The sequence below is a fragment of the bacterium genome (assembly GCA_026129405.1).
Taxonomy (GTDB): Bacteria; Desulfobacterota; Binatia; order DP-6; family DP-6; genus JAHCID01.
On the sequence record JAHCID010000002.1, the window covers coordinates 772,765 to 792,167 of the forward strand.

The window sequence follows — 19,403 nt, forward strand, 5'->3', positions numbered from 1 at the left end:
TCACGGATGGTCGTAGCCGACGATGTCCTCGAGCGGCGGCGACTGCGCGATCGCGTGCGCGGCGAGGCGTCCCGACATCACCGCGGCTTCGACGCATCCCGCGTTGAAGCCGCAGGCGGTCCAGTCGCCGGCGATCGTCAGGTTGTCGTAGGTGTCGTCGAGCGGCGAGATGCGGTAGGCGCTGCTCCCCGGCAGCGACAGGGTGTAGCGGTCGCTCGGGTTGACGTTGGCGGTCCAGAACTGGGTCGCGAACCGACCCGGGCCGTCGGCGGGCGGCGGCGCGCCGTGCGGATCGTCCGGGGCGACGAGCAGATCCCAGCGGAACCCGCCCGGCCGGCGCGCCGCGCGCGGCCACAGGTGGACGACGTCGCGCTCGAGAAAGCGCACCGCGTGCTCGCGCACGCGCTCGTGCTGGCGGAGCGGGTAGGCCGGATCGTCTGCCGCCGCCCCCGGCTCGTCCGCCAGCACGTTGCAGAAGTAGGCGAGGGCGCGCGGCGCAACCGGCCAGGGCTCGCGGGGCAGGAGGTGACGCATGTCGGCCCAGGTGTCGAACGGCTCGACGAAGCCCGAGACCGCGGGTGCGGGACCGCTCCAGCCGAGGGCTTCCATGTCGGCCGAAAGCCAGATCTGGAACGCCTGCGTGGCGACGGTCTTCACGTTGTCCACCATCGCCCGCCAGCGCGGGTCGCGGGCGACGAGCTCGCGGCACACGTGCGGCACGGCGCCGAGGCCGACGCCGAGGACGACGAGATCGAAGTCCTCACCCACGGTGAGCGTCCGCGCGCTCATGCGCCGCCGGTCCCAGTGCGACTCGTAGCGCCAGCCCTCCTGCCGGCAGCGCTCGCCGTCGACGAGCTGGCTCCAGTCGGGCTCCGACGGCCAGCAGGGCAGGCCGTCGACGTCGACCAGCGGCTCGTAGGGGGCGCGGCGGACGAAGGCCTGGACGTCGAACTCGAGCCGGCAGACGTGCGGCGGTCCGCTCGGCGCGAGGCCGACGTTCTCGAGGCGATGGAAGAACGCGAAGCGGACGCCGCGCCGCCGGAGCACCTCGTAGAGCGGCGCGAAGACGACGTCGCCCATGCCGGCTTCCATGCGCCAGAAGAACGCCGTGCGGTAGGTGAAGAAGGCGCGCACCATGCTGCGCAGCGCCTGGCCGGCGGCGATGCGGGGGCGGGCGGGATCGGCGTCCTCGTAGGAGAAGCCGAGGTCGTAGAGGCCGGCGAGGTAGCCGGAGGCGAGGGCGGCCTCGGACGCGCCGTTGAGGCGCAGCCACTCGCGGCAGTCGTAGTCGTCGATCGCGTCGAAGCCGCGCGGGTCGGTCATGAGGCCGAAGCGGATCACCCCGCGCATGGTGGCGAGCGTCAGGTCGGCGATGATCCACAGCCGCCGCAGCGGCGGATCGGTCGCGGCGCGCGCGGCGATGTGCCGGCGCACGCCTGTCCCCAGCGCGTCGAGGAGGCGCAGCACGAGCGCGTCGCCCTGGCGTCCGAGCTGGCCCAGCACCAGCTCGAGGAGGCTCACCGCCTCGACCAGCGCCGTGAGCGTCGCGAGCTCGCCGACACGCAGGAGCTGCGTCACGCGCTCGACCAGGCCGTCGCCGCCGTTCGCGGAGGCGCCCGCCCCGTCGCCGTGCGGGCCGCTCTCCGCGTGCGAGCCGAGCGAGGCGAAGAGGGCGCGCAGCATCGCCGCCGAGCGCAGGAGGTAGTCGGCGATCGTCCAGCGCCGGCCCGCGGCGTCGGGATCGCCGGGCAGGCCCGGGGGACGCGGCAGATCGGCCAGCCAGGGCAGCCACGGGCCGTCGCCGGCGCGGTCCATGACGCCGACCAGCGGCGCGGGGGCGAAGGCGTCGCGCCAGCCGGCGATCGGACAGGTCGCCGGATCGCGTCCGAGCTCGGCGTAGCACTCCCGCATGAGGCGGAAGGCGTTCTCGTAGAAACCCATCCAGAGGTGCAGCCCGTGCTCCTCGATGCGTCCGGCGGGCCCGCGGCCCGAGGCGCCCTTGCCGCCGAGGCGCCAGCCGAGCTGATAGACGGTGACCTCGTAGCGGCCTGCGAGCGCAGGTCGGGTCAGCTCGAAGGCGGCGGCCATGGCGGCGCAGCCTCCGCCCACGACGGCGACGCGGATCGGTCTCCCCTCGGACGGCACGTGCCGCGGAGAGTTACCACAGGCGAAGGTTCAGCAGAAAGCGATCTCTCTCTATCCGAGCAGATCTTCACGGACCACGTCGGGAAACCCGAGGATGAAGTCCGGGCCGAGCACCCGACCGGGGGTCTGGAACCCCGGCTCGGCCCGGCCGCTCAGCACGCGGCGGGCGATCGCCGCCGCCGTGAGTCCGGTCAGCGTGTACGCCTCGGGCGTGTGCAGGCGCCCGGCGGCCCGGCGTCCGGCGCCGTCCTCGACCTCGGCGACGATCGTCATGCGGGCCGCGGCCCGTTCCGCCGGCGTCGGTCCCTCCGGCAGCAGCACGGCGTGCGCCTTCAACCAGGTCTGCCAGGGCGGGGTGCGCAGGGCCCAGCCCAGGTGGCGGCTCGCCGCCAGCATGCCGCGCAGCGAGGGGGTGGCGTCGAAGTAGACCGTGATGTCGGGGATGCCCGTCGTATAGTGCGCGGTGACGACGTCGCCCCAGCTCACGTGGAGGCTCTCGCGGGCGCCCCGGCCGTAGTCGAACGCCCGGCGCAAGGTCCCCGGCACGACGTCGACGAGCCGGCCGTCGCGGCGCACGCGCACCACGCCGGCGTGCTCGACGAGCGTCCGCAGGGAGCCGCGGGTGGCGAACTGGAGACCGGTGAAGCCGAGCGCGAGCCGGCGCGGGCGCGCGAGCCGGCCCGCCACCCACGCCGCGAGGCAGTCGGAGGGCACGACGTCGAAGCCCACGGCCGGCATCAGCATGACCCCGCGCTCGCGCGCCGTGCGATGGCGTCCGGCGAGCGCCTCCAGCACCGCGACCTCGCCGGTGAGGTCGAGGTAGTGCACGCCGGCGGCGAGGCAGGCGTCGGCCATCGGGGCAGCGGTGGCCGAGAACGGGCCGGCCGCGTGCAGCACCACGCGCATCCCGCGCAGCAACTCGGCGAGGCGGGCGGGATCGTCGAGCGGGGCGGCACGATGGGGTAACCCGAGCGGTGCAGCGGCCGCGGCGACCCGCCCGGGGTCGCGGCCCGCGAGCACGGGACGTAGCCCGAGGTCGAGGGCTGCCCGGGTGCATAGCTTTCCGGTGAATCCGGTGGCGCCGTAGATCAGTAGGGGGTTCGTCATGGGAGCGCGCGCCGCACGTCGTGGCAGAGCGCGCGAATGTGGTACGAGGCTCGCGCATGCTCGCGCAAGCCGTCGACGGACGCGTGCTGGGCGCCGCCGCGGCGGGGGCCCGCTTCGTCGGCATGTCGTGCTTCAACGGCTGGCTCGCGACGCTGGACTGGCCGCGCGAGGTCGTGGCGGGCCTGCTGCCGCCGGCGCTCCGCCTCGCGGACGCCGCCGCGCCGACGCACCCGGTGCTGCTCCTGTTCGGCGAGCAGACCCGCAGCACCGTCGTCTACGGCGGCGTGCCCATGCCGCTGGCGATCGACTTCTGCGAGTTCGGGCTGGCGGTGCCGTTCGTGCGTCATCGCGAGGGACGCTACCGGCACCTGTTCTTCCCGCGCATGTGCTCGAGCTACTTCCCCGCCGTCGCCGACGGCAACCTGCACTATGGGCTCGCGAAGCGGCTGGCGCACATGGAGTGGCGGCCGCCGATCTTCTGGATGACGGACGAGGCCGGGCGCCTCCTCTTCCACGCGACGGTCGAGCCGACGGGGCCTTTCGGCGACGCCGCCGGGGTCGAGGCGTTCCGCGGCGCCCACCGCCTGGCGGACCTGCCGGTCCTCGGCCGCTGCGCCGCGGACCGGCTCGTGACGTCCTACTTCGACTGGGGCGCGCGCGACGCCCGGGCGCGGCCGGTCCGCGCCCGGCTGAGCGTCTCGGGCGACCTCGCGAGCGGGCTCGCCGCCCGCGAAACCCTCGCCGGCGCGGACCGCTGCTGCGAGGTCTCGGGGATGACGTGGCGGCTCAGCTGGCCGCTCGGCTGCCGGCTCTGACGCCAGCGGAGAGAGGGAACGCCGTATGGTCGAGACGCAGGAGACGATGGAGTCGGCGGGCGACGGCGGCGACGCCAGCGCGCTCTTCCGCCGCTTCGACGACGAGTTCCGCAACGCCTATCGCGAGCGCACGCTCTTCGGCGACGACCCCACGCTGGACGCGTTCGTCGCCGCATGGATCGTGCGCGAGATCGAGCGGCTCCAGCGCTTCCCGCGCGCCCAGGAGACGGCGCGACGGGGCGTCGGGTCGGTGCTGGTTCCCTGGGGCCGCGCCGACGCCGCGCTGGTGGCCGTCGGCCATTCGATCAACCATGCCCAGTACTACTTCAGCGCCGTCGAAGCCTTCGTGAACGGCACGGAGTTCGTCCTCTATCCCTGGGTGACGATCGAGATGGCCGGGCTGGCGCTCGAGGGCTGCCACTCGGCCTGCCTCGGGTTCTGGCTCTGGTCCGCCACGGTGCCGACGGGGGGGCCGGTCGCGCCCGCGGTCGAGGCGTTCGTCCGCATGTCCGTCGCGGCCACCGTCGTGACGCTCGGCTGGTCGCCCAGGCGCTGACGGCGGCGCCGTCCGCCGGCGTCAGGTGATGGGCCACACCGTCGTGCGCGCGGGATCGCCGAAGCTGAGCCACGACAGGAGGTGGTACGAGGCGCTCTCGCGGTACGAGTCCTGGCCGTCGGCCGAGAAGTCGTGGGCCGCGTCGAGCCCGAGCTGCTCCCAGATGCCCTGGCCCGCGGGGTCGCTCACGTCGATCACGTGGTCGCGCGCGGTCTCGTGCTGGCAGCTCATGTCCATCACGTCGAGCGGCGTGGCGACCACGGCCTGATAGGCGGCACGCTCGGGATTGCGCGGGTCGCGCTGCTGCTTCAGCGTCAGCAGCGGCGCGCCGAACACCTGACGCCGGTCGAAGTGCCACGTGCTGGTCGGCGTGGTCTTCGCGACCAGCGCCCCCTCGGGCGTGCCGCTCCATTGGACCGGCGTCTGCTCGGGGCCGGTCACGACCGCGGTGAGCAGCCGCTGGAGACCTTCCTGGCGTGACATCGGCCCGGCCGGCGGCAGGTCGGGCTTCGGGCGCACGTCGCATATCTGCTGGTAGCGCATGGTCCCTCCCGCGTCGGGCACGAGCGCGGCGAGCGTCGCCCAGCAGTCGCCGCCGTGGACGTCGTAGGTGATGCGCGACGGCGCCTTCGGGAAGCCGTAGACCTCGCGGCCGGTGATGATGGCGTGCACGGAGGCGTCGTCGACGGGAGCCGGATCGGGATCGTCGCGGCTGCCGACGTAGGGGGCGATGTAGACGAGCGGCATGAACCAGAAGAGACGCCGCTCGTGCCGCGGATCGCGCACGTTGCGCACCGGCACCATGAAGCAGAACTCGAGATACGGGACCGACGGCATACGGTAGTCCGCCGGCGCGGCGCCCGGCGCGTAGGGCGAGCGGCCGCCGGTGCCGCGATAGCGGTTCACGGTGACGAGGAGGAGGTCGCCCGCGGGCACGAAGCGCACGTCGTGCCGGCCCTGGAGCGGCGTGTTCAGCATCCGCTCGCAGAGCACGCCGAGCGCCGCGGGGTGATCCACGTTGCAGAAGAAGCCGTGCGATTCGAAGCCGCAGCGCCGCCCGCTCGTGCCCAGCGTGTACGGGGGCAGCGGGAAGCGGTCCTGCGGCAGCTCGATGTAGGGGGCGCCGTCAGCGGGGGGCATGCGTCGTCTCCGGGGCGGCGTCGCCGAGGACGCGCGCGCGGCTCGCGGCGGTGCGCCGCGCGGTGAAGCGGCCGCCGCCGGCCTCGGCGAGCGCGCCCGCGGTCGCGAACGCCACCACCGCCGCGGCGCGGTCGCCGAGCTCCGCGAGCAGCTCGCCGCGCAGGCGGTGCAGCTCGGCATCGTAGAAACGGTCGAGGTTGTCGGCGAAGGCGTCGAGCGTCTGCTCGATCACGCGCAGACCCTTGGCGGAGTCCCCGACGACGAGGAGCGCCTCGGCCTCGTAGGCGACGCGGTAGGCGTAGGGCGTGTTGGCGCCGGTCGCGCGATAGGCGGCGAGGCCCGCCGCGAGCCGCGCCAGGCCGTCGTCGGCGTCACCGCGGTGGACGAGCGCCCAGCCGCGCACGGAGTCGGCGACGATGCCCCAGTAGTGCAGACCCTTCTCGGCGCAGAAGGCGACGCACTCCTCGGCCAGCGGCAGGGCCGTCGCCGGCTCGCCGACGTCGTGCCAGTAGGCGAGCACGTGGTTCAGCGCCTCGCCGACGTGGTAGGCGCTGCCTGCCCGGCGCGCCGCCGCGAGCGTCTCCTCGAGCACCCGCAGCGCGCCCGGGGCGTCGCCGGCGTGCAGCAATGCCCAGCCGTGGTAGCAGGGCGACTGGAAGAACGCGCGCACGCGCGGGTCGACCAGCTCGCCGGCGGCGATGCGGGCGGCCTGCTCGGCGCAGAGCGCGCTGGAGCGCGCGAGGAGCCGCGCCGCGCGCTCGAACTCGCCGGCGAAGAACGCCGTGGAGCCGACCGCGTGCAGCGCGCCGAGCGCGTGCACGGGGTCGCGCGTGCGCTCCGCCAGCGCCGCCTGCCGGTTCGCGTACTCCCACGTGAGCGCCCGGTCGCCGCGCACGAGATGGAACGACCACAGCCCGTTCGCGACCCAGAACTGCCGCGCCGCATCGCTGACCGACTCGCCGAGCACGCGGGCGCGCTTGAAGCTGTCCGCCACCCGCGTCGAGGCGAAGCCCTCGAAGGCGGCGATCGCGTGCCCGCGGTCGAGCTGGAGCTCCAGCTCCTGCGTGCGCGACTGCCCGGTGTCGGGCAGCTCGGCGACCAGGTCGATGGCGTGCGAGTAGTGCATCGCCGCCTCCGCGTTCGCGGACTTCGCGGCCGCGACGCGGGCGGCGCGCGTCCAGTAGCGGATCGCCGACTCGGCGAGCCCCGCGCGCTCGCAGTGCAGCGCGACGGTCTCGGGCTGGCGCGCCTCGACCTCCGGGAAGCGGTCGCGGAACGCGCTCGCGATGGTCTCGTGGACCCGCCGGCGGGTGGCGGGCGCCAGGCACTCGTAGGCGGCGTCGCGCAGGAGCGCGTGCTTGAATATCCAGCGCTCGGTGTCGCGCCAGCGGCGGCGGTGGACGAGTCCCTCGGCCGCCAGCTCCTCGAGATCCCGGTCGAGGTCGGCCGGCGCCTTGCCGGCGACCGCGGCAAGCACCGCATGGGTGAACTCGCGGCCCAGTGCCGCCGCCAGCTGCGCGGTCTGGCGCGCGCTCGGCGAGAGTCCCGCGAGCCGGGCGATCAGCAGGTTGCGCAGCGTGCCCGGCAGCTCCAGCGGCTCGGCCGGGTGGCTCGCGCGCGCGCTCGTCCCGGCGTCGGCGGCGATGCGCACGAGCTCCTCGACGAACAGCGGCACGCCCTCCGCGCGCTGCGCGACGAGATCGACCACGGTGGGCGACAGCGGACGCTCGGCCGGCAGCATCGAGGCGATCATCTCGCCGACGAGGCTGCGCGAGAGGGGCTTCAGATGCAGGCTCGGCAGGTCGGCGACGGCGCGCGGCAGGCCGAACGCAGTGCGCGTCGAGAGCAGCACGAGGAGCGACGGCGCCGACGGATCCTCGTCACGGCTCGTGCCGGCGAGCTCGGACAGCAGCGTCGCGAGCAGGTCGAGCGTCGTGGGATCGGCCCAGTGGAGGTCCTCGACGGCCAGCACCGTCGGGCCCGACTGACCGAGGCCGAGCAGCAGCGCGACGATCGCGTCGAAGGTGCGCTTGCGCCGCTCCTGCGGCGACGGCTCGCCGCCGCCGCCGGCGCGCTCCGCGTCGAGCGAGAGCAGGGAGGCCAGCGGCGACGCGAGGAGCGCGGCGTCGAGGCCGTGGGCGTCGAGGAAGGCCGCCAGCGGGCGGCCGCCCAGCGCGTCGGCGAGGCCCTCGATGAACGGCCGCAGGGGGCTCGCCTGGGTGTCGGGGGTGCAGCGGCACTCGATCCAGGCCGCGCCGGCGAGCTCGTTGCGCAGCTCGTGCACGAGGCGCGATTTGCCGAGGCCGCCTTCGCCGACGATGAGCACGCCCTGCGACTCGCCCAGGACGGCGTGCTCCCAGGCGCGCCGCAGTGTGGCGAGCTCGTCGGGCCGGCCGACGAAGGGCGTGGTGGTGGCACGGAACCGGCCGCGGCGGAACTCGTCCTGCGGCCCGATCAGGCGGTGGACCGCCGCCGGGGTCGAGGCGCCGGGGAGGAGCACGGGCGGGGCGGGCTCGGCGTCGAGCTGGCGGAACAGGGCGTAGGTGGGCGCGGAGACGAGGATCTCGTTCGGGCCCGCCGCCGCGTCGAGATGCGAGGCGCCGTCGAGCGTGGTGCCGTCGATGCGATCGGCGGTCGTTCCGGCGCCCACGCGTCGGGCGACGACGGGGCCGGTATGGATGCCGACGCGGACGCTCAGGCGGATGTGGCGACGCTCGGTCTCGGCGCTGCACTGGCGCACCGTCTCGACGATCTCCAGCGCCGCCAGCAGGGCGCGCCGGGGCGCGTCCTCCTCGGAGCGCGGATGCCCGAAGGCCGCCTGGAGCGTGCCGCCGAGCGTCCCGATCGTGCGGCCGCCGAGCCGATCGACGATCTCGAGGCAGCGGCCGCGCACGTTCCACAGCGCCTGGTCGAGCACATCGATGCGCGCCGTACCGTTGCCGACGACGTTGGCGGAGAGGCGGCAGCTCAGCGCCGTCACCTGCCGCTGCTGATCGTGCCCGGCCCCGCCTTCGGCAGCGGGAGGAGGGCGCAGCGCGGGATCGCGCCCCTGCACCGCCGGCCGTGCGTCGAGCTCGGCGACCAGCTCGACGACCGAGCGCGAGCGGGCGTCCGCCTCCTTGGCGGTGACGCAGGCGAGCAGGGCGCCGAGCGGCTGCTCGGCGAGCCAGCCCGGGATCGCGATCGGCTCGGGGCCGAGCTGCTGGTGGAGCGCGTGCTGGACCGTCGCCCCGCGCACGACGGGCTCGCCGGTGAGGCACTCGAGGAAGACGAGACCCCACGAGTAGAGGTCCGAGCGCGTGGTGGTGGGCTCGCCGCGCAGCTGCTCCGGGGCGGCGTAGGCGGGCGTCCCCAGCATCTCGCGCGTGCGCGTGATCTGCGGGCTCGCCCAGTCGCGATGCCCCTCGGCGAAGCCGCCGAGGCCGAAGTCGAGGACCAGCGCGTTCCGCCGGGCGCCGGTGTGCGTGACCATGATGTTCGCGGGCTTGAGGTCGCGATGGACGACGCCGCGCCGGTGGGCGCAGGCGAGGGCGTCGAGCACCTGGGTCATGAGGTGCGCGGCCTCGGCCGGCGCGAGGCTGCCCTCCTCCTCGAGCACGCGCTGCAGGGTCGAGCCGGCGACGTGCTCGAAGGCCGCGTAGAGCGTGCCATCCGGGCACTCGCCGGAGTCGAGCAGGCGCACGATGTTGGGGTGCGACAGCGCGGCGCCGAGCCGCATCTCGCGATGGAAGCGCTGCCGCAGCGTGCTCGTGCGCTCCGCGGGGCCGTCGTCGTGGCGGAGGATCTTGAGCGCGACCTCCTGCCCGGTCGACGACTGCAGCGCACGGTAGACCTTGCCGCAGCTGCCCTCGCCGACGAGCTCGACGATCTCGAACCGCGCCTCGAACACCGTGCCCGCCGAAAGCGACGAGCGTGCATCCGGGGGCGTGTCGAGAGGGGACATGGTGACGAGCGGCGGGAGCTTAGTCGCCCGGCGGGGACGCTGACAAGCGCAGAATCAGTGCGCTCGGGCAGGTGCCGGGTGGAGCCGGTCAGCCGCTGTCCACGTCGCCGGCACTCGTGGGGCGGGCCCCCTCGGCCCGCCGTGGGCCTGCCTCGCGCCGCGGCGGCGCGAGGCAGGCCGGGCGCTCAGGAGCCGCCGCCGAAGATGCAGAGGCAGTCTTCGTTGCAGTAGCCGTCCGGCCCGCACGCGGCGCCCGGCGGATCGCACTCCTCGGGGAACTCGACCTTCTCGTTGCCGCAGATCGCGACCGGCATCGTCGTCGTGGTCGTCGTCGGCGGCAGCGGCACGGTCGTCGTCGACGTGGCCAGGGTCGGGACGGTCGTCGACGAGGTCGTGGTGGTCGTCTCGGTGGTCGACGTCGTGCTGGTCGTCGTGGTCGTCGTCACCGGCGGCGCGGTGGTCGTGGTCGTCGGCTCGGTCGACGTGGTCGAGGACGACGTCGTGGTGGTCGTCGGCTCGGTGGTCGTGGTCGAGGACGACGTCGTGGTGGTCGTCGGCTCGGTCGACGTGGTCGAGGACGACGTCGTGGTGGTCGTCGGCTCGGTGGTCGTGGTCGAGGACGACGTCGTGGTGGTCGTCGGCTCCGTCGTCGTGGTCGTGGACGTCGTGGACGTCGTCGTCGACGAGGTCGTCGGTACCGACGTCGTGCTGCTCGACGAGGTGGTCGTGGTGGCGCCGATGGCGCGGCAGCTCGCGTCGCAGGTGACGCCGTCCGGCGGGTCGCACTGCTCGCCCGTCTCGACGATGCCGTTGCCGCAGTCGCCGCGCGAGAAGCTCGTGGAGTGGTCGGTGTTGACCGTCTTGGCGACGAACTGGCCGATGCCCTGGAAGTTGCGGCCGAAGGAGGCGCGCGCGTTCGGGGCATAGAGCTTGAGCGACGCGCGGGCGGCCGAGCCGAAGCGGGCGACGCGCCCGCCCACGTTGACGACGATCCCCTCCGCGGTGATCGTGCCGCTCGCCGGCCCGAAGACCGAGCCGTTCCCCATGCGCAGCGTCTGCTGGACGTTGAGCGTCGCGGGGCCGCTCACGAGGATGGACGCGCCCTTCGCGGCGGTGATGGTGTGGAACTCGTAGGTGCCGGCCGAGAGCTCGAGGCGGCCGCCGGATCGGACGGTGACGTTGCCGTAGGTGCCGGGCGGCAGCGCCTGCTGGCCCATGACCACCACCGACACGCCCGACGGCGCGAACGCCGGCAGCGGCGGGAGCGGATCGACCAGCGGCAGCGGCCCGGTCGGCAGCGGCCCGACGCCGTTCACGACGAGGCCCGCCGGCGGCGACAGGTGGCGGTTGGTGTAGAAGTCGTAGACGGTGACGCGGTCCGCGCGCGCCCAGTCGCCGACCAGCGTGGTGCCGTTCGCGAAGGTGCTGCCGCGGCCGATGACGAGCGCCAGCCGCACGGCGCCGTTGACGCCGACGTCGCCCGAGCGCACGGTCGCGAGGTCCTTCAGGTGCACGCGCTCCAGGCCCATGACGACGTAGTCGTCGAGCGTGTGCGACGGAGCCGCGCAGGCCACGCGCGCCGTCGTGCCGATCACGAGCCCGATCAGGGCCACGAGTGTGCACCGCATCCCCATCCGCATCCTCGACCTCCGCCTCACGCTGCGATTTCGCCGGCCGCCGCGGCGGCGCCTGCGTCGCGACGATGGTGCCGCATTCGGGCGCGGGTCGAAAGCGAAATCTGCGCTGCGCGGCGGTCAATTTCGTGTCCCGCCGTGCGTGGCCCCCCGTCCGGCGAACGGGCAGAATGCGCCGCGATGCGGATCGCCTACTTCACCGGCGGCGACGTCGGGGCGGGCCACCTCATGCGTGGGGTCGCCGTGGGGCGGGCCCTGCGGCGCGCCGGTGTCGACGCGGACTACCGGATGTTCGGGCCGCAGCTGCGCTTCCCGATCCTGGCGTCGCTGCCGTACGAGGTCGTCGCGCTCGTCCCCGCGGACCTGCGCAGCCCGGTGCGTGCGCCCGAGAGCGCGCTCGCCCGGGCCCTGGCCGCGTTTGCCCCCGACCTGCTGATCGCCGACCTCTACTGGGGCCCGCTGCGCCACCTGCTACCCCTCGCCGGCTGCCCGGCGTGGCTGCTGGTGCGCTCGTGCCCGCGCGCCTGGTTCGGCGGACCGCCGGATGCCCGCTTCGACCCGCGCCGCTTCCGCCGCATCGTCGGCATCGAGCCCGTGCTGCACGGCGTGATCACCGAGCACGTCGACCCGGTGGTGGTGTGCAACCCCGACGAGTGCCGGCCGCGCGGCGCCCTGCGCGCGCACCTCGGCGTCGCCCCGGACGCAGCGCTCGTCGTGGTCACGCATGCCGGCGTGCCGGGCGAGATCGACGCGCTCGCGCAGGGCGCGGGTGACGGCACCGTCCGCTGCGACCTCCTCGGCGACGCCGCTCTCTTCCCGCTCGCCGAATGGCTCGGCGACGCCGACGTCGTAATCGCCGGCGCCGGCTACAACAGCTTCTGGGAGGCGCACTGGCTCGGCTGGGCCGAGCGCACCACGTTCACCCCGTTCCAGCGCATGATCGACGACCAGGCCTGGCGGGTGTCGGCGTGCCGCGGTCATCGCATGCGCGGCAACGGCGCCGACACGCTGGCGGCCTGGGTGCGGGCCGGGTGAGCCGGGAGCGCGAGGCGGTCAGCGTCCCATGACGTGCGCCTGCGCGAGCAGGCGCGTCGCCTCGAGCTGGACGTGCGGGTCGGCGGAGAGGCGCAGCGCCGCCGCTGCCAGCTCGCGCACGTGGGCGGCTTCTGCCGCCGGCGGAACGCCCGCGGCCACGGCGGTGGCCGCCTGTCGCATGGCGTCGATCTCGCTGCCCTCGAGGGCGAGCGCGGCCGAGAGCTGCGCGTCGAGGCCGGCGTCGGCACCGAGCGCTTCCGCCGCGGCGAGCCGTCCCTCGATCTCGGCGAGCGCCTCGGCCCAGCCGTCGACGCGGGTGCGCCGCGCCGCCGAGAAGGACAGCTGCGCGCGGGCGCTGCGTACGGCCTCGGCGTGGCCCGTCTCTTCCGCCGCCAGCTGCGCCCAGAAGCCGGCCAGCGCGGCGTCGGACGCGCCCGCGGCGAAGCGCGCGTAGAGCCGCTGCGCACGCTCCTCGAGCGCCACGGATCGATCGAGCAGGTCGCCGAGCAGCATGCCCTCGCCGGGTGCAAGGGGCCGTCCACCGCGGGCGCAAGACCCGGCGGGTGCGGGTTCTCGCCTACGGGAGTCCGTGCGGCGGTCCGTCCGAGGGGTGGGAACGCGCGGCACGCCGTCGTGGCGGGGCGCGCGGCACGGGTCCTGCTCGTGCGACGCCGCAAGGAGGAACTCCATCGATGGTTTCGACGCGCACGCTCCGTCACGCCGCTCCCGCCGCCGCGCTGCTCGCGCTGCTCGCGGCCACATCGTCCACCCGCGCCGCCGAGCCCGACGAAACGCCGGCCCGCGCCATGTACCTGCGCTACTGCGCCGCCTGCCACGGTCCCGCCGGCAAAGGCGACGGCATCGCCGGCAGCCTGATGCAGCCGAAGCCGCCGGATATCACCGGGATCGCCAAGGCGAACGGCGGCGAGTTCCCGTTCCAGCGGATCGCGGCGTACATCGACGGCACCTCGAGCGTCCGCGCCCACGGCGACTCGGCGATGCCGGTCTGGGGCGAGACCTTCCGCCAGCAGCCGGGCTGGGAGATGAGCCGCCGCGTCGAGGTGCAGGGAAAGGTCCTGCTCATCACCGACTACGTGCGCTCGCTGCAGACACCCGCCGCCGCGCCGTGATCCTCTCGCTCACCTCCAACCCGGCGTCGACGAGACGCTCTGCCTCGGCGGTCCCACCGCCGCGGCGAGACGCTGCGCCGCGGCCTCGGCGCCGCGCGTGGGAATCGGCGATTCTCGCCCTTGGCAGCGCTGGGAATGGACGCCGGCCGCATGCCGATGGGCCGGCGTCGGGGTTTCGGCATGCCGTTTGCGGCGACCGGCGCATGCGAATCGAACCCTGGATGAAGCACCCGGTCGTCAGCGTGAAGCCGCACGATTCCGCCGCGCATGCCCGCACCGTCATGGCTCGGCACCGCATCAACCAGCTGCCGGTGGTGACCGACGGCCGCCTGGTCGGCATCGTGACCGATCGCGACCTGCGCGACGCCTTTCCGTCCGTCTTCGAGCTCGCGGCGGGCGGCGGGCCGAGCGCCGACCCGGAGACGATCCCGGTGGAAGACCTGATGGCGACCACGGTCGTCACGCTCCCGCCCGACGCTCAGGTTGCCGACGCCGCCCGGATCATGCGCCGCGAGCGCATCGGCGCGATGCCCATCGTCGCCGGGGGGCGCCTGGTCGGCATGCTGACCCGCAGCGACGTGCTCGACGCCTTCGTGGAGCTGAGCCGGCCCGGGACGCCGACCGGATGACGCCCGCGTCCGCTACGTGAATCACCGTGTGCACGGACGGGCCCGTGTGCACGTCGGCCGGGCTCGCGCGGCTGCCCGACGCGTTCGGCGCGGACGGATCGGCCGCGCCGCTCGCGTATCGACGCCGATCCGGGGAGGTCGTCGATGATCCGCGTGCTGATCGAACGGCGTGTCCGGCGGGGCCGGGGACCGGCCTACGAGCATCTCCAGCGCGAGCTGCGCTTCGAGGCCCTGCGGGAGCACGGCTATCTCACCGGCGAGACCTGGCGGGACCTCGACGATCCCGACCACTACGTCGTGATCTCGACCTGGCGCCACCGCGCGGACTGGGAGGGGTGGGTGGCGGCGCCGGCGCGGCAGGCGGTGCTCGAGCGGCTGTCGTCGCTGGTCGAGTCGGAGCGCATCACGCTCTACGAGCACGTCTGAGCGGCGCGCTCGGATGCGGATGATGGCGCCGCACCGAGATCGCATTGGCGCTCCTCGGAGCGTCGCACGGCGCGCGCTACCGCACGCGGGAAAGGGACGGGCTCGCCGAACCGGCCGCAGATCTCGCCCGGTGCGGCCGATCGCCGCGGTCGCACGTCGTGCGCGACGAGGGGGGCGGATCGCGGCTTTCGGAAGCTCCGCCGCCGTTTCCACGCCGGAATCTTGGCAGGAGATTTGCGACCGGTATGGGTCGAGAAAGGAGGCCTGCCATGAGAGCCCTCACGACCTGGCGCCCGTTCCCCATGCTGGGGCGGCGCGACGACCTGTTCGAGGATTTCTTGCGCGACACGTTCCGCTTCGGCGAGGCCGGGGCGGGGCTGCTCGAGCCGGCGGCGGAGATCGCCGAGTCGCACGGTGAGATCACGGTCAAGCTGGAGGTTCCCGGCGTCGACAAGAAGGACCTCCACGTCTCGGTCACCGACGACGCGATCACCGTGCGCGGCGAGACCCGCAAGGAGCGCGAGGAGACGAAGCGGAGCTTCTATCGCCAGGAGATCCGCTACGGCGCCTTCCAGCGCTCGATGCCCCTGCCGGCCGAGGTCGACGCCGACAAGGCGGCGGCGACGCTCGAGAACGGCATGCTCACCATCACCATCCCGAAGATGGCGGCGGGCAAGGCGAAGCATCTGGACATCCCGGTCGCCTGACCGGGCCTCGGCGAAGGAGAGCCATGATGAAAGTCGAGCAGCTGATGCAGCGCCCGGTGCACACGTGCCGAGCGGACGACACCATCAACCATGCGGTGCAGATCATGTGGGAGCAGGACTGCGGCTGCATTCCCGTGGTCGACGAGGAGCGGCATCCGATCGGCATGATCACCGACCGGGATGCCTGCATGGCCGCCTACACGCAGGGCCGGACGCTGTCGTCTCTGCCGGTCGGCGCGGCCATGGCGCGCCACGTACACGCCTGTCGGACGGGCGACACGTTGGCCGAGGCGGAGCGGATCATGCGCCTGGCGCAGGTGCGACGTCTCCCGGTCGTGGACGCGGCGAACGTGCTCGTCGGCATCCTGTCGCTGAACGATCTCGCGCAGGAGGTGCGGCGCGAAGCGGGCGCCGCACGGCACGAGCTCGGCTGCGAAGAGGTGGCCGACACGCTCGGAGCGGTGTGCGCGCCGCGGCGTGCGCACCAGCTGGCGACGGCGGCCTGACCTCCGCCGGCGTAGATGGCGAGGCGCTCCCCGACCGGACAGACGCGGCTTGCCCGCGGGCCGCGTCTGTCCGGTCGAGCTCGAGCGGGACGCCCGGTGCGAGGGTGCCGAGCTCCAGCCGGCCGCCGGCATCGCCGAGGGGGCGGGTTTCGCCTACAAAGATCTGGCGGCCTTCGACGTGCCCGGCCGGGCCTCTCGCGCAAGGCCGTGTCGTCGACGCCGATCGGTGACATCGAGAGCCAGCCGTGAGTCGAATCCCCGGAACCGCCGCAGTCGCCCTGATCGCGCTCTTCGTCACCGCCACCGTTGCCGCCGAGCCGGACGGGTCCGCGGTCTTCCAGCGCCACTGCGCGACCTGTCACGGAGCGTCCGGCCGCACCGACACGCCCCATGCCCGCGCGCTCAAGGTCCGACCGCTGGCCGACGATCCGACGCTCGCCGGCATGGATGTCGTCGCGATCGTGGAGGCCATCCGCTCGAACCCGAAGCACCAGGGCATCGGCGCGCTCACCGACCTCGACGCCGCACGGCTCACGGCAGCGGCGGAATACGTGCGCACGCTCGCCCGCGGCCGCTGAGCCCGACCTCGGGGCGGCGAGGCGGCGGCACGCTCGCGCGCACACCGCCGCGGCGCGCGGCATCCCGCGCGTGCCGTGCCGGCGCTGCTCGGCGTCCCGGTCGCCTGCGCGCGACTTACGCCGGCACGCGCCGCCGCGTGCGGCGTCCGCCGGCGGCGGGCGTGACCTCGCGGCGCCAGCGGGCGAACGGCGTGCCGTCGTCGGATCAGGCGTAGGTGGCGCGGCCGCGGAACGCCTTCTCCAGCTCGCGCACGATGCGGTGGGCCAGCTTCTGCGAGGTCGTGATCACCTCGAGCGCGTCGCCGCAGCGGGTGATCGTGACGACGCGGCGCTCGGGCTGCCCGAGTGCGGCGCGCGCGGCGACGTTGCGGATGCGGGCACGCAGCGGCGTCATGTTGGCGCCGACGAAGGTGCCTTCGAGCACGATCCGCCCCTGGCCCATCTCGCGCTCGGCCTGGCGGCAGGCGGGGCAGACGTCCCAGGTGATGCGGTCGAGCAGCGTGCGTGTCATCGGCACGCCGGTGCGCCAGACGCGGCGCTGGAGTAGAGCGCCGCACTGCTCGCAGGCGCGCGGCTCGGAGCGCCGGCCCGTCGTCACCTCGCCGGCGTGAGCTTGCCGGCGTTCGTGCCGCGGCGGCTCAGCGCGCGGATGCGTCCCTTTCCCGGCTGCGTGGTGCTCACAGGCATGGCGGCTCTCCTGCGCCGCGGGCGTCGACCCACAGCGTCTTCAGATCCTTCGGCAAGACGCTGAACACGTCCCACGCCTCCCCCTCGAGCCCGCGCGAGCTACGCAGGAGGTGCTGGAGCGCCCCGAACACCGCCCGGATCGCGCGCTCGGTCTCGGCGTCGTTGTGCAGCGGCACGCGCGCACGCACCCGCGCGACGAGCTCCGGGCGGTGCGTCTTCTCGATCGGCTTGCCTTCCCGTCCGGGCTCGAACCACAGGTTCTTGAGCGGCTGCGGCAGCTGCGCGGCGACGTCCGCCGCCTCCTTCTCGGGCAGGCAGTCGCGCAGCTCCTGGAACACCACGAGCGTGATCGCCTCCGCGCGGTGTTCGTCGCACCCGAGCCGGCGCCGTATCTCGGCAAAGAAGCTCCGGTCGTCCATCGTCGTCTTCCTCCTGCGCTGGGCGGGCGACGTTCGCCCGCCTCTCTCTCGAGTGAGCGAACCGCGTGCCAGGGGGGCGGGGATGGCGGATGCGGCGCGCCTTCGCGCGGCTGGGAAGGGCGCGGGAACCGCGGCGCGGTGTCGCCGCAGGGATGCGAACGCGCCGTCATGTCCGCGCAGCACTCGAGCCAGCGAGCAGAGGCTCGTCGCCACGCCGCGGCGGCCGCCGCCCCGGCAGCGCCTCGAGCCCGAGCTCCCGCTCGATCCGCTCGACGACCTTGGCGATGTAGCCGAGGTCGCAGGCGTCGGCGTCGAGCTCGACGATCGCGCGTCCGAAGGACGGCGCGCAGCTCGACATGCGCGCGACCGTCGACGACGTTGGTGCGTCGCCCGTGCCGGCTGGTGAAGTCGAAGAGCGGCCGCATCCAGTCGAGAGGGCCCATCGCAGTCCGTCGGGTCACGACTTCCGTGCCAGCGGTGTCGCACGGCGCGGCGTGGGTACGGGGCCTGCGCCCGTCCGCCGGCGTCGCAGATCCGAAGATCCGCCGGCGACGGCGTTGGCGGCGACGGGAACGCGGCGGCCGCTCGCCGCCCGGGTCGGAACCGATCGCCTGGCATGCCGCATGCTCCGCACAGGCCGGAGCGCGCGATACGCGCGAGCTCGCTGCCACGAGGAGGAGAGCATCATGGGCGCCACCACCATCAGATCCGACGCCGCAGCCGCCGTGGGGCGGCTGCGGCGCGAGGGCGAGCGGCTCGTCGGCCGTCTCCAGCGCGACGTCGGCACCTTCGCCCGGCGCGCCAGGTCGGAGATCGTGTCCGACCTGAAGACGCTCCAGAAGGATCTCCGCGGCAGCGCCACGAGTGCGATCCGCGACATCGAGGGCCGCGGCAAGCAGGCGCTTGCCTCGGTCGACGGCCGCCTCGCGGAGCTCGAGGCGCGCGTGTCGAAGCGCCTGCGCACCGCCTCGCTGCCGCAGCTGCGCGCGCTCGAGGAGCGCGTCGAGGCGCTCGAGCGCCGCAACGCCGAGCTGGAGCTGCGCCTCAACGACACCGTCGCCACCGACTGAGCGCCGGGCGCCGCCCACGCTGCCCCCACCTTCGTCGTAGGACGTTCGGGCAGCGTCGGGGTGTCGGGTGCGACATCGTGCGGCGCGGCGTGATGCGAGTCGCCGTTTCGTCGGGCCATCCATGGCACGCCGACTGCTCGGAGCGCCGGCATGTCGGAGAATCGCCAGCGGTCGGCCGCGACGTGCGGTCGTTGTCGAGGACCGCTCGAGTCGCGCCGCGTCCCGCGCTGGGCCGAGCCCGTGCTCGACCTGCCCGGCGTCGTACTGCTCGACGCCGTCGAGGCCGACGGCTGCGTGCCGTGCGACGTCTGGACGGCGCGGGTGGTGCCGAACATGACGGACCTCGCCACCGCTGCGGCCCTCGCCCGGGTGACGTGTCGCGAGCGGCTCGACGCGGCCGCGATCCGCTTCCTGCGCGCCCAGCTCGGCCTCGGCATCGCCGAGCTCGCCGAGGCCATCGGTACGCGGCCCGAGTATCTCGCGCGGTGGGAGGCCGCGATGATCCCGATGTCCGAGTCCGCCGAGCGATTGCTGCGGGTGTTGGTGGCGCGACGGGTCCAGGCGATGCATCCCCACATCCCCGTCCGCGCGATCACGCCGTTCGCCGCCGCCACGGTTCCCCTCGATCCACCGCCGCCACGGACGGCGTCGATCGCGCTCCGGCTCGACGCGACGGCACGCCGCTGGATCCATGACGCGGCCGACCGTCTCGCGCCGGCCCGCCGCACGCTCGGAAGCCTCCGCTCGACCTGAGCCTCGCCCGAGATCACGAGCCCGGCCCGCTCGTGCCGTCGCCGCCTGGAGCGGGCCGCACCGCGGTCAGGTGATCGCGGTCACGCCGGGATCGTGTCCGTGCGAGAAGAAGAGTGGAGCCGA

20 protein-coding genes are annotated in these 19,403 nt (G+C 74.1%); 11 read left to right on the forward strand and 9 right to left on the reverse strand.

The features are described 5' to 3' along the window. Nucleotides 1–2,088, reverse strand: a complete 2,088-nt coding sequence (locus KIT14_11820) for an NAD(P)-binding protein (protein MCW5891224.1) — start codon at nt 2,086–2,088, stop codon at nt 1–3. Nucleotides 2,089–2,196: 108 nt separating this feature from the next. Next, complete coding sequence (locus KIT14_11825; GenBank protein ID MCW5891225.1) at nt 2,197–3,252, reverse strand: saccharopine dehydrogenase NADP-binding domain-containing protein; 1,056 nt, start codon at nt 3,250–3,252, stop codon at nt 2,197–2,199. A 56-nt stretch (nt 3,253–3,308) separates the two neighbouring features. Between KIT14_11825 and KIT14_11830 the strand changes: the two genes are divergently transcribed. After that, complete coding sequence (locus KIT14_11830) at nt 3,309–4,067, forward strand: hypothetical protein (GenBank protein ID MCW5891226.1); 759 nt, start codon at nt 3,309–3,311, stop codon at nt 4,065–4,067. A 25-nt stretch (nt 4,068–4,092) separates the two neighbouring features. After that, nucleotides 4,093–4,623, forward strand: coding sequence for a hypothetical protein (locus KIT14_11835; GenBank protein ID MCW5891227.1), 531 nt, complete (start codon nt 4,093–4,095; stop codon nt 4,621–4,623). Nucleotides 4,624–4,644: 21 nt separating this feature from the next. Here KIT14_11835 and KIT14_11840 read toward each other — a convergent pair whose 3' ends face one another. The 3 genes from KIT14_11840 to KIT14_11850 all read right to left on the reverse strand — a co-directional run bounded on the left by KIT14_11840 (nt 4,645) and on the right by KIT14_11850 (nt 11,334). After that, on the reverse strand, nt 4,645–5,763 hold the full coding sequence (locus tag KIT14_11840) for a hypothetical protein (GenBank protein ID MCW5891228.1): 1,119 nt from the start codon (nt 5,761–5,763) through the stop codon (nt 4,645–4,647). Further along, a complete protein-coding gene (locus KIT14_11845) occupies nt 5,750–9,652 on the reverse strand; it encodes a TOMM system kinase/cyclase fusion protein (protein MCW5891229.1) in 3,903 nt (1,300 codons plus the stop codon). Before KIT14_11845 ends, KIT14_11840 begins: the two co-directional genes overlap by 14 nt. A 239-nt stretch (nt 9,653–9,891) precedes the next feature. Next, nucleotides 9,892–11,334 carry a hypothetical protein gene (locus KIT14_11850; GenBank protein ID MCW5891230.1) on the reverse strand — a complete coding sequence of 481 codons (1,443 nt, stop codon included), beginning with the start codon at nt 11,332–11,334 and terminating at the stop codon, nt 9,892–9,894. A gap of 186 nt (nt 11,335–11,520) precedes the next feature. Between KIT14_11850 and KIT14_11855 the strand changes: the two genes are divergently transcribed. Next, the gene (locus KIT14_11855) at nt 11,521–12,375 is read left to right on the forward strand and encodes a hypothetical protein (GenBank protein ID MCW5891231.1); all 855 of its coding nucleotides are present in this window, start codon (nt 11,521–11,523) and stop codon (nt 12,373–12,375) included. An 18-nt stretch (nt 12,376–12,393) separates the two neighbouring features. Here the strand turns inward: KIT14_11855 and KIT14_11860 are convergent, their stop codons facing one another. Further along, complete coding sequence (locus KIT14_11860) at nt 12,394–12,888, reverse strand: hypothetical protein (GenBank protein ID MCW5891232.1); 495 nt, start codon at nt 12,886–12,888, stop codon at nt 12,394–12,396. A gap of 179 nt (nt 12,889–13,067) precedes the next feature. On the opposite strand from KIT14_11860, the gene KIT14_11865 reads away from it, so the two are divergent. The 6 genes from KIT14_11865 to KIT14_11890 all read left to right on the forward strand — a co-directional run bounded on the left by KIT14_11865 (nt 13,068) and on the right by KIT14_11890 (nt 16,351). Beyond that, entirely contained in the window at nt 13,068–13,505 is a 438-nt protein-coding gene (locus KIT14_11865) for a c-type cytochrome (protein ID MCW5891233.1), read from the forward strand. Nucleotides 13,506–13,708: 203 nt separating this feature from the next. Next, nucleotides 13,709–14,134 carry a CBS domain-containing protein gene (locus tag KIT14_11870; GenBank protein ID MCW5891234.1) on the forward strand — a complete coding sequence of 142 codons (426 nt, stop codon included), beginning with the start codon at nt 13,709–13,711 and terminating at the stop codon, nt 14,132–14,134. A gap of 144 nt (nt 14,135–14,278) precedes the next feature. Then, on the forward strand, nt 14,279–14,560 hold the full coding sequence (locus KIT14_11875) for an antibiotic biosynthesis monooxygenase (protein ID MCW5891235.1): 282 nt from the start codon (nt 14,279–14,281) through the stop codon (nt 14,558–14,560). A gap of 269 nt (nt 14,561–14,829) precedes the next feature. Then, nucleotides 14,830–15,267, forward strand: a complete 438-nt coding sequence (locus KIT14_11880) for an Hsp20/alpha crystallin family protein (GenBank protein ID MCW5891236.1) — start codon at nt 14,830–14,832, stop codon at nt 15,265–15,267. Between the two features lie 23 nt (nt 15,268–15,290). Beyond that, nucleotides 15,291–15,773, forward strand: coding sequence for a CBS domain-containing protein (locus KIT14_11885; protein MCW5891237.1), 483 nt, complete (start codon nt 15,291–15,293; stop codon nt 15,771–15,773). Between the two features lie 245 nt (nt 15,774–16,018). Next, a complete protein-coding gene (locus KIT14_11890) occupies nt 16,019–16,351 on the forward strand; it encodes a c-type cytochrome (protein ID MCW5891238.1) in 333 nt (110 codons plus the stop codon). 205 nt (nt 16,352–16,556) lie between these two features. Here KIT14_11890 and KIT14_11895 read toward each other — a convergent pair whose 3' ends face one another. The 3 genes from KIT14_11895 to KIT14_11905 form a co-directional block, all read right to left on the reverse strand. Next, a complete protein-coding gene (locus KIT14_11895; GenBank protein ID MCW5891239.1) occupies nt 16,557–16,862 on the reverse strand; it encodes a hypothetical protein in 306 nt (101 codons plus the stop codon). A gap of 166 nt (nt 16,863–17,028) precedes the next feature. Further along, a complete protein-coding gene (locus KIT14_11900; protein MCW5891240.1) occupies nt 17,029–17,457 on the reverse strand; it encodes a DUF2267 domain-containing protein in 429 nt (142 codons plus the stop codon). 166 nt (nt 17,458–17,623) lie between these two features. Continuing rightward, entirely contained in the window at nt 17,624–17,815 is a 192-nt protein-coding gene (locus tag KIT14_11905) for a hypothetical protein (GenBank protein ID MCW5891241.1), read from the reverse strand. 328 nt (nt 17,816–18,143) lie between these two features. On the opposite strand from KIT14_11905, the gene KIT14_11910 reads away from it, so the two are divergent. Together KIT14_11910 and KIT14_11915 are read left to right on the forward strand one after the other, a co-directional pair. After that, the gene (locus KIT14_11910) at nt 18,144–18,527 is read left to right on the forward strand and encodes a hypothetical protein (protein ID MCW5891242.1); all 384 of its coding nucleotides are present in this window, start codon (nt 18,144–18,146) and stop codon (nt 18,525–18,527) included. Nucleotides 18,528–18,767: 240 nt separating this feature from the next. Further along, nucleotides 18,768–19,280, forward strand: coding sequence for a helix-turn-helix domain-containing protein (locus tag KIT14_11915; GenBank protein MCW5891243.1), 513 nt, complete (start codon nt 18,768–18,770; stop codon nt 19,278–19,280). Nucleotides 19,281–19,403 lie beyond the last annotated feature (123 nt).

Coding starts and splice junctions, on each gene's coding strand:
- KIT14_11820 (MCW5891224.1), bottom strand. CDS start 2,088: ATGGCCGCCGCCTTCGAGCTGACCCGACCTGCGCTCGCAGGCCGCTAC.
- KIT14_11825 (MCW5891225.1), bottom strand. CDS start 3,252: ATGACGAACCCCCTACTGATCTACGGCGCCACCGGATTCACCGGAAAG.
- KIT14_11830 (MCW5891226.1), top strand. CDS start 3,309: ATGCTCGCGCAAGCCGTCGACGGACGCGTGCTGGGCGCCGCCGCGGCG.
- KIT14_11835 (MCW5891227.1), top strand. CDS start 4,093: ATGGTCGAGACGCAGGAGACGATGGAGTCGGCGGGCGACGGCGGCGAC.
- KIT14_11840 (MCW5891228.1), bottom strand. CDS start 5,763: ATGCCCCCCGCTGACGGCGCCCCCTACATCGAGCTGCCGCAGGACCGC.
- KIT14_11850 (MCW5891230.1), bottom strand. CDS start 11,334: ATGCGGTGCACACTCGTGGCCCTGATCGGGCTCGTGATCGGCACGACG.
- KIT14_11855 (MCW5891231.1), top strand. CDS start 11,521: ATGCGGATCGCCTACTTCACCGGCGGCGACGTCGGGGCGGGCCACCTC.
- KIT14_11860 (MCW5891232.1), bottom strand. CDS start 12,888: ATGCTGCTCGGCGACCTGCTCGATCGATCCGTGGCGCTCGAGGAGCGT.
- KIT14_11865 (MCW5891233.1), top strand. CDS start 13,068: ATGGTTTCGACGCGCACGCTCCGTCACGCCGCTCCCGCCGCCGCGCTG.
- KIT14_11870 (MCW5891234.1), top strand. CDS start 13,709: ATGCGAATCGAACCCTGGATGAAGCACCCGGTCGTCAGCGTGAAGCCG.
- KIT14_11875 (MCW5891235.1), top strand. CDS start 14,279: ATGATCCGCGTGCTGATCGAACGGCGTGTCCGGCGGGGCCGGGGACCG.
- KIT14_11880 (MCW5891236.1), top strand. CDS start 14,830: ATGAGAGCCCTCACGACCTGGCGCCCGTTCCCCATGCTGGGGCGGCGC.
- KIT14_11885 (MCW5891237.1), top strand. CDS start 15,291: ATGATGAAAGTCGAGCAGCTGATGCAGCGCCCGGTGCACACGTGCCGA.
- KIT14_11895 (MCW5891239.1), bottom strand. CDS start 16,862: ATGACACGCACGCTGCTCGACCGCATCACCTGGGACGTCTGCCCCGCC.
- KIT14_11900 (MCW5891240.1), bottom strand. CDS start 17,457: ATGGACGACCGGAGCTTCTTTGCCGAGATACGGCGCCGGCTCGGGTGC.
- KIT14_11905 (MCW5891241.1), bottom strand. CDS start 17,815: ATGTCGAGCTGCGCGCCGTCCTTCGGACGCGCGATCGTCGAGCTCGAC.
- KIT14_11910 (MCW5891242.1), top strand. CDS start 18,144: ATGGGCGCCACCACCATCAGATCCGACGCCGCAGCCGCCGTGGGGCGG.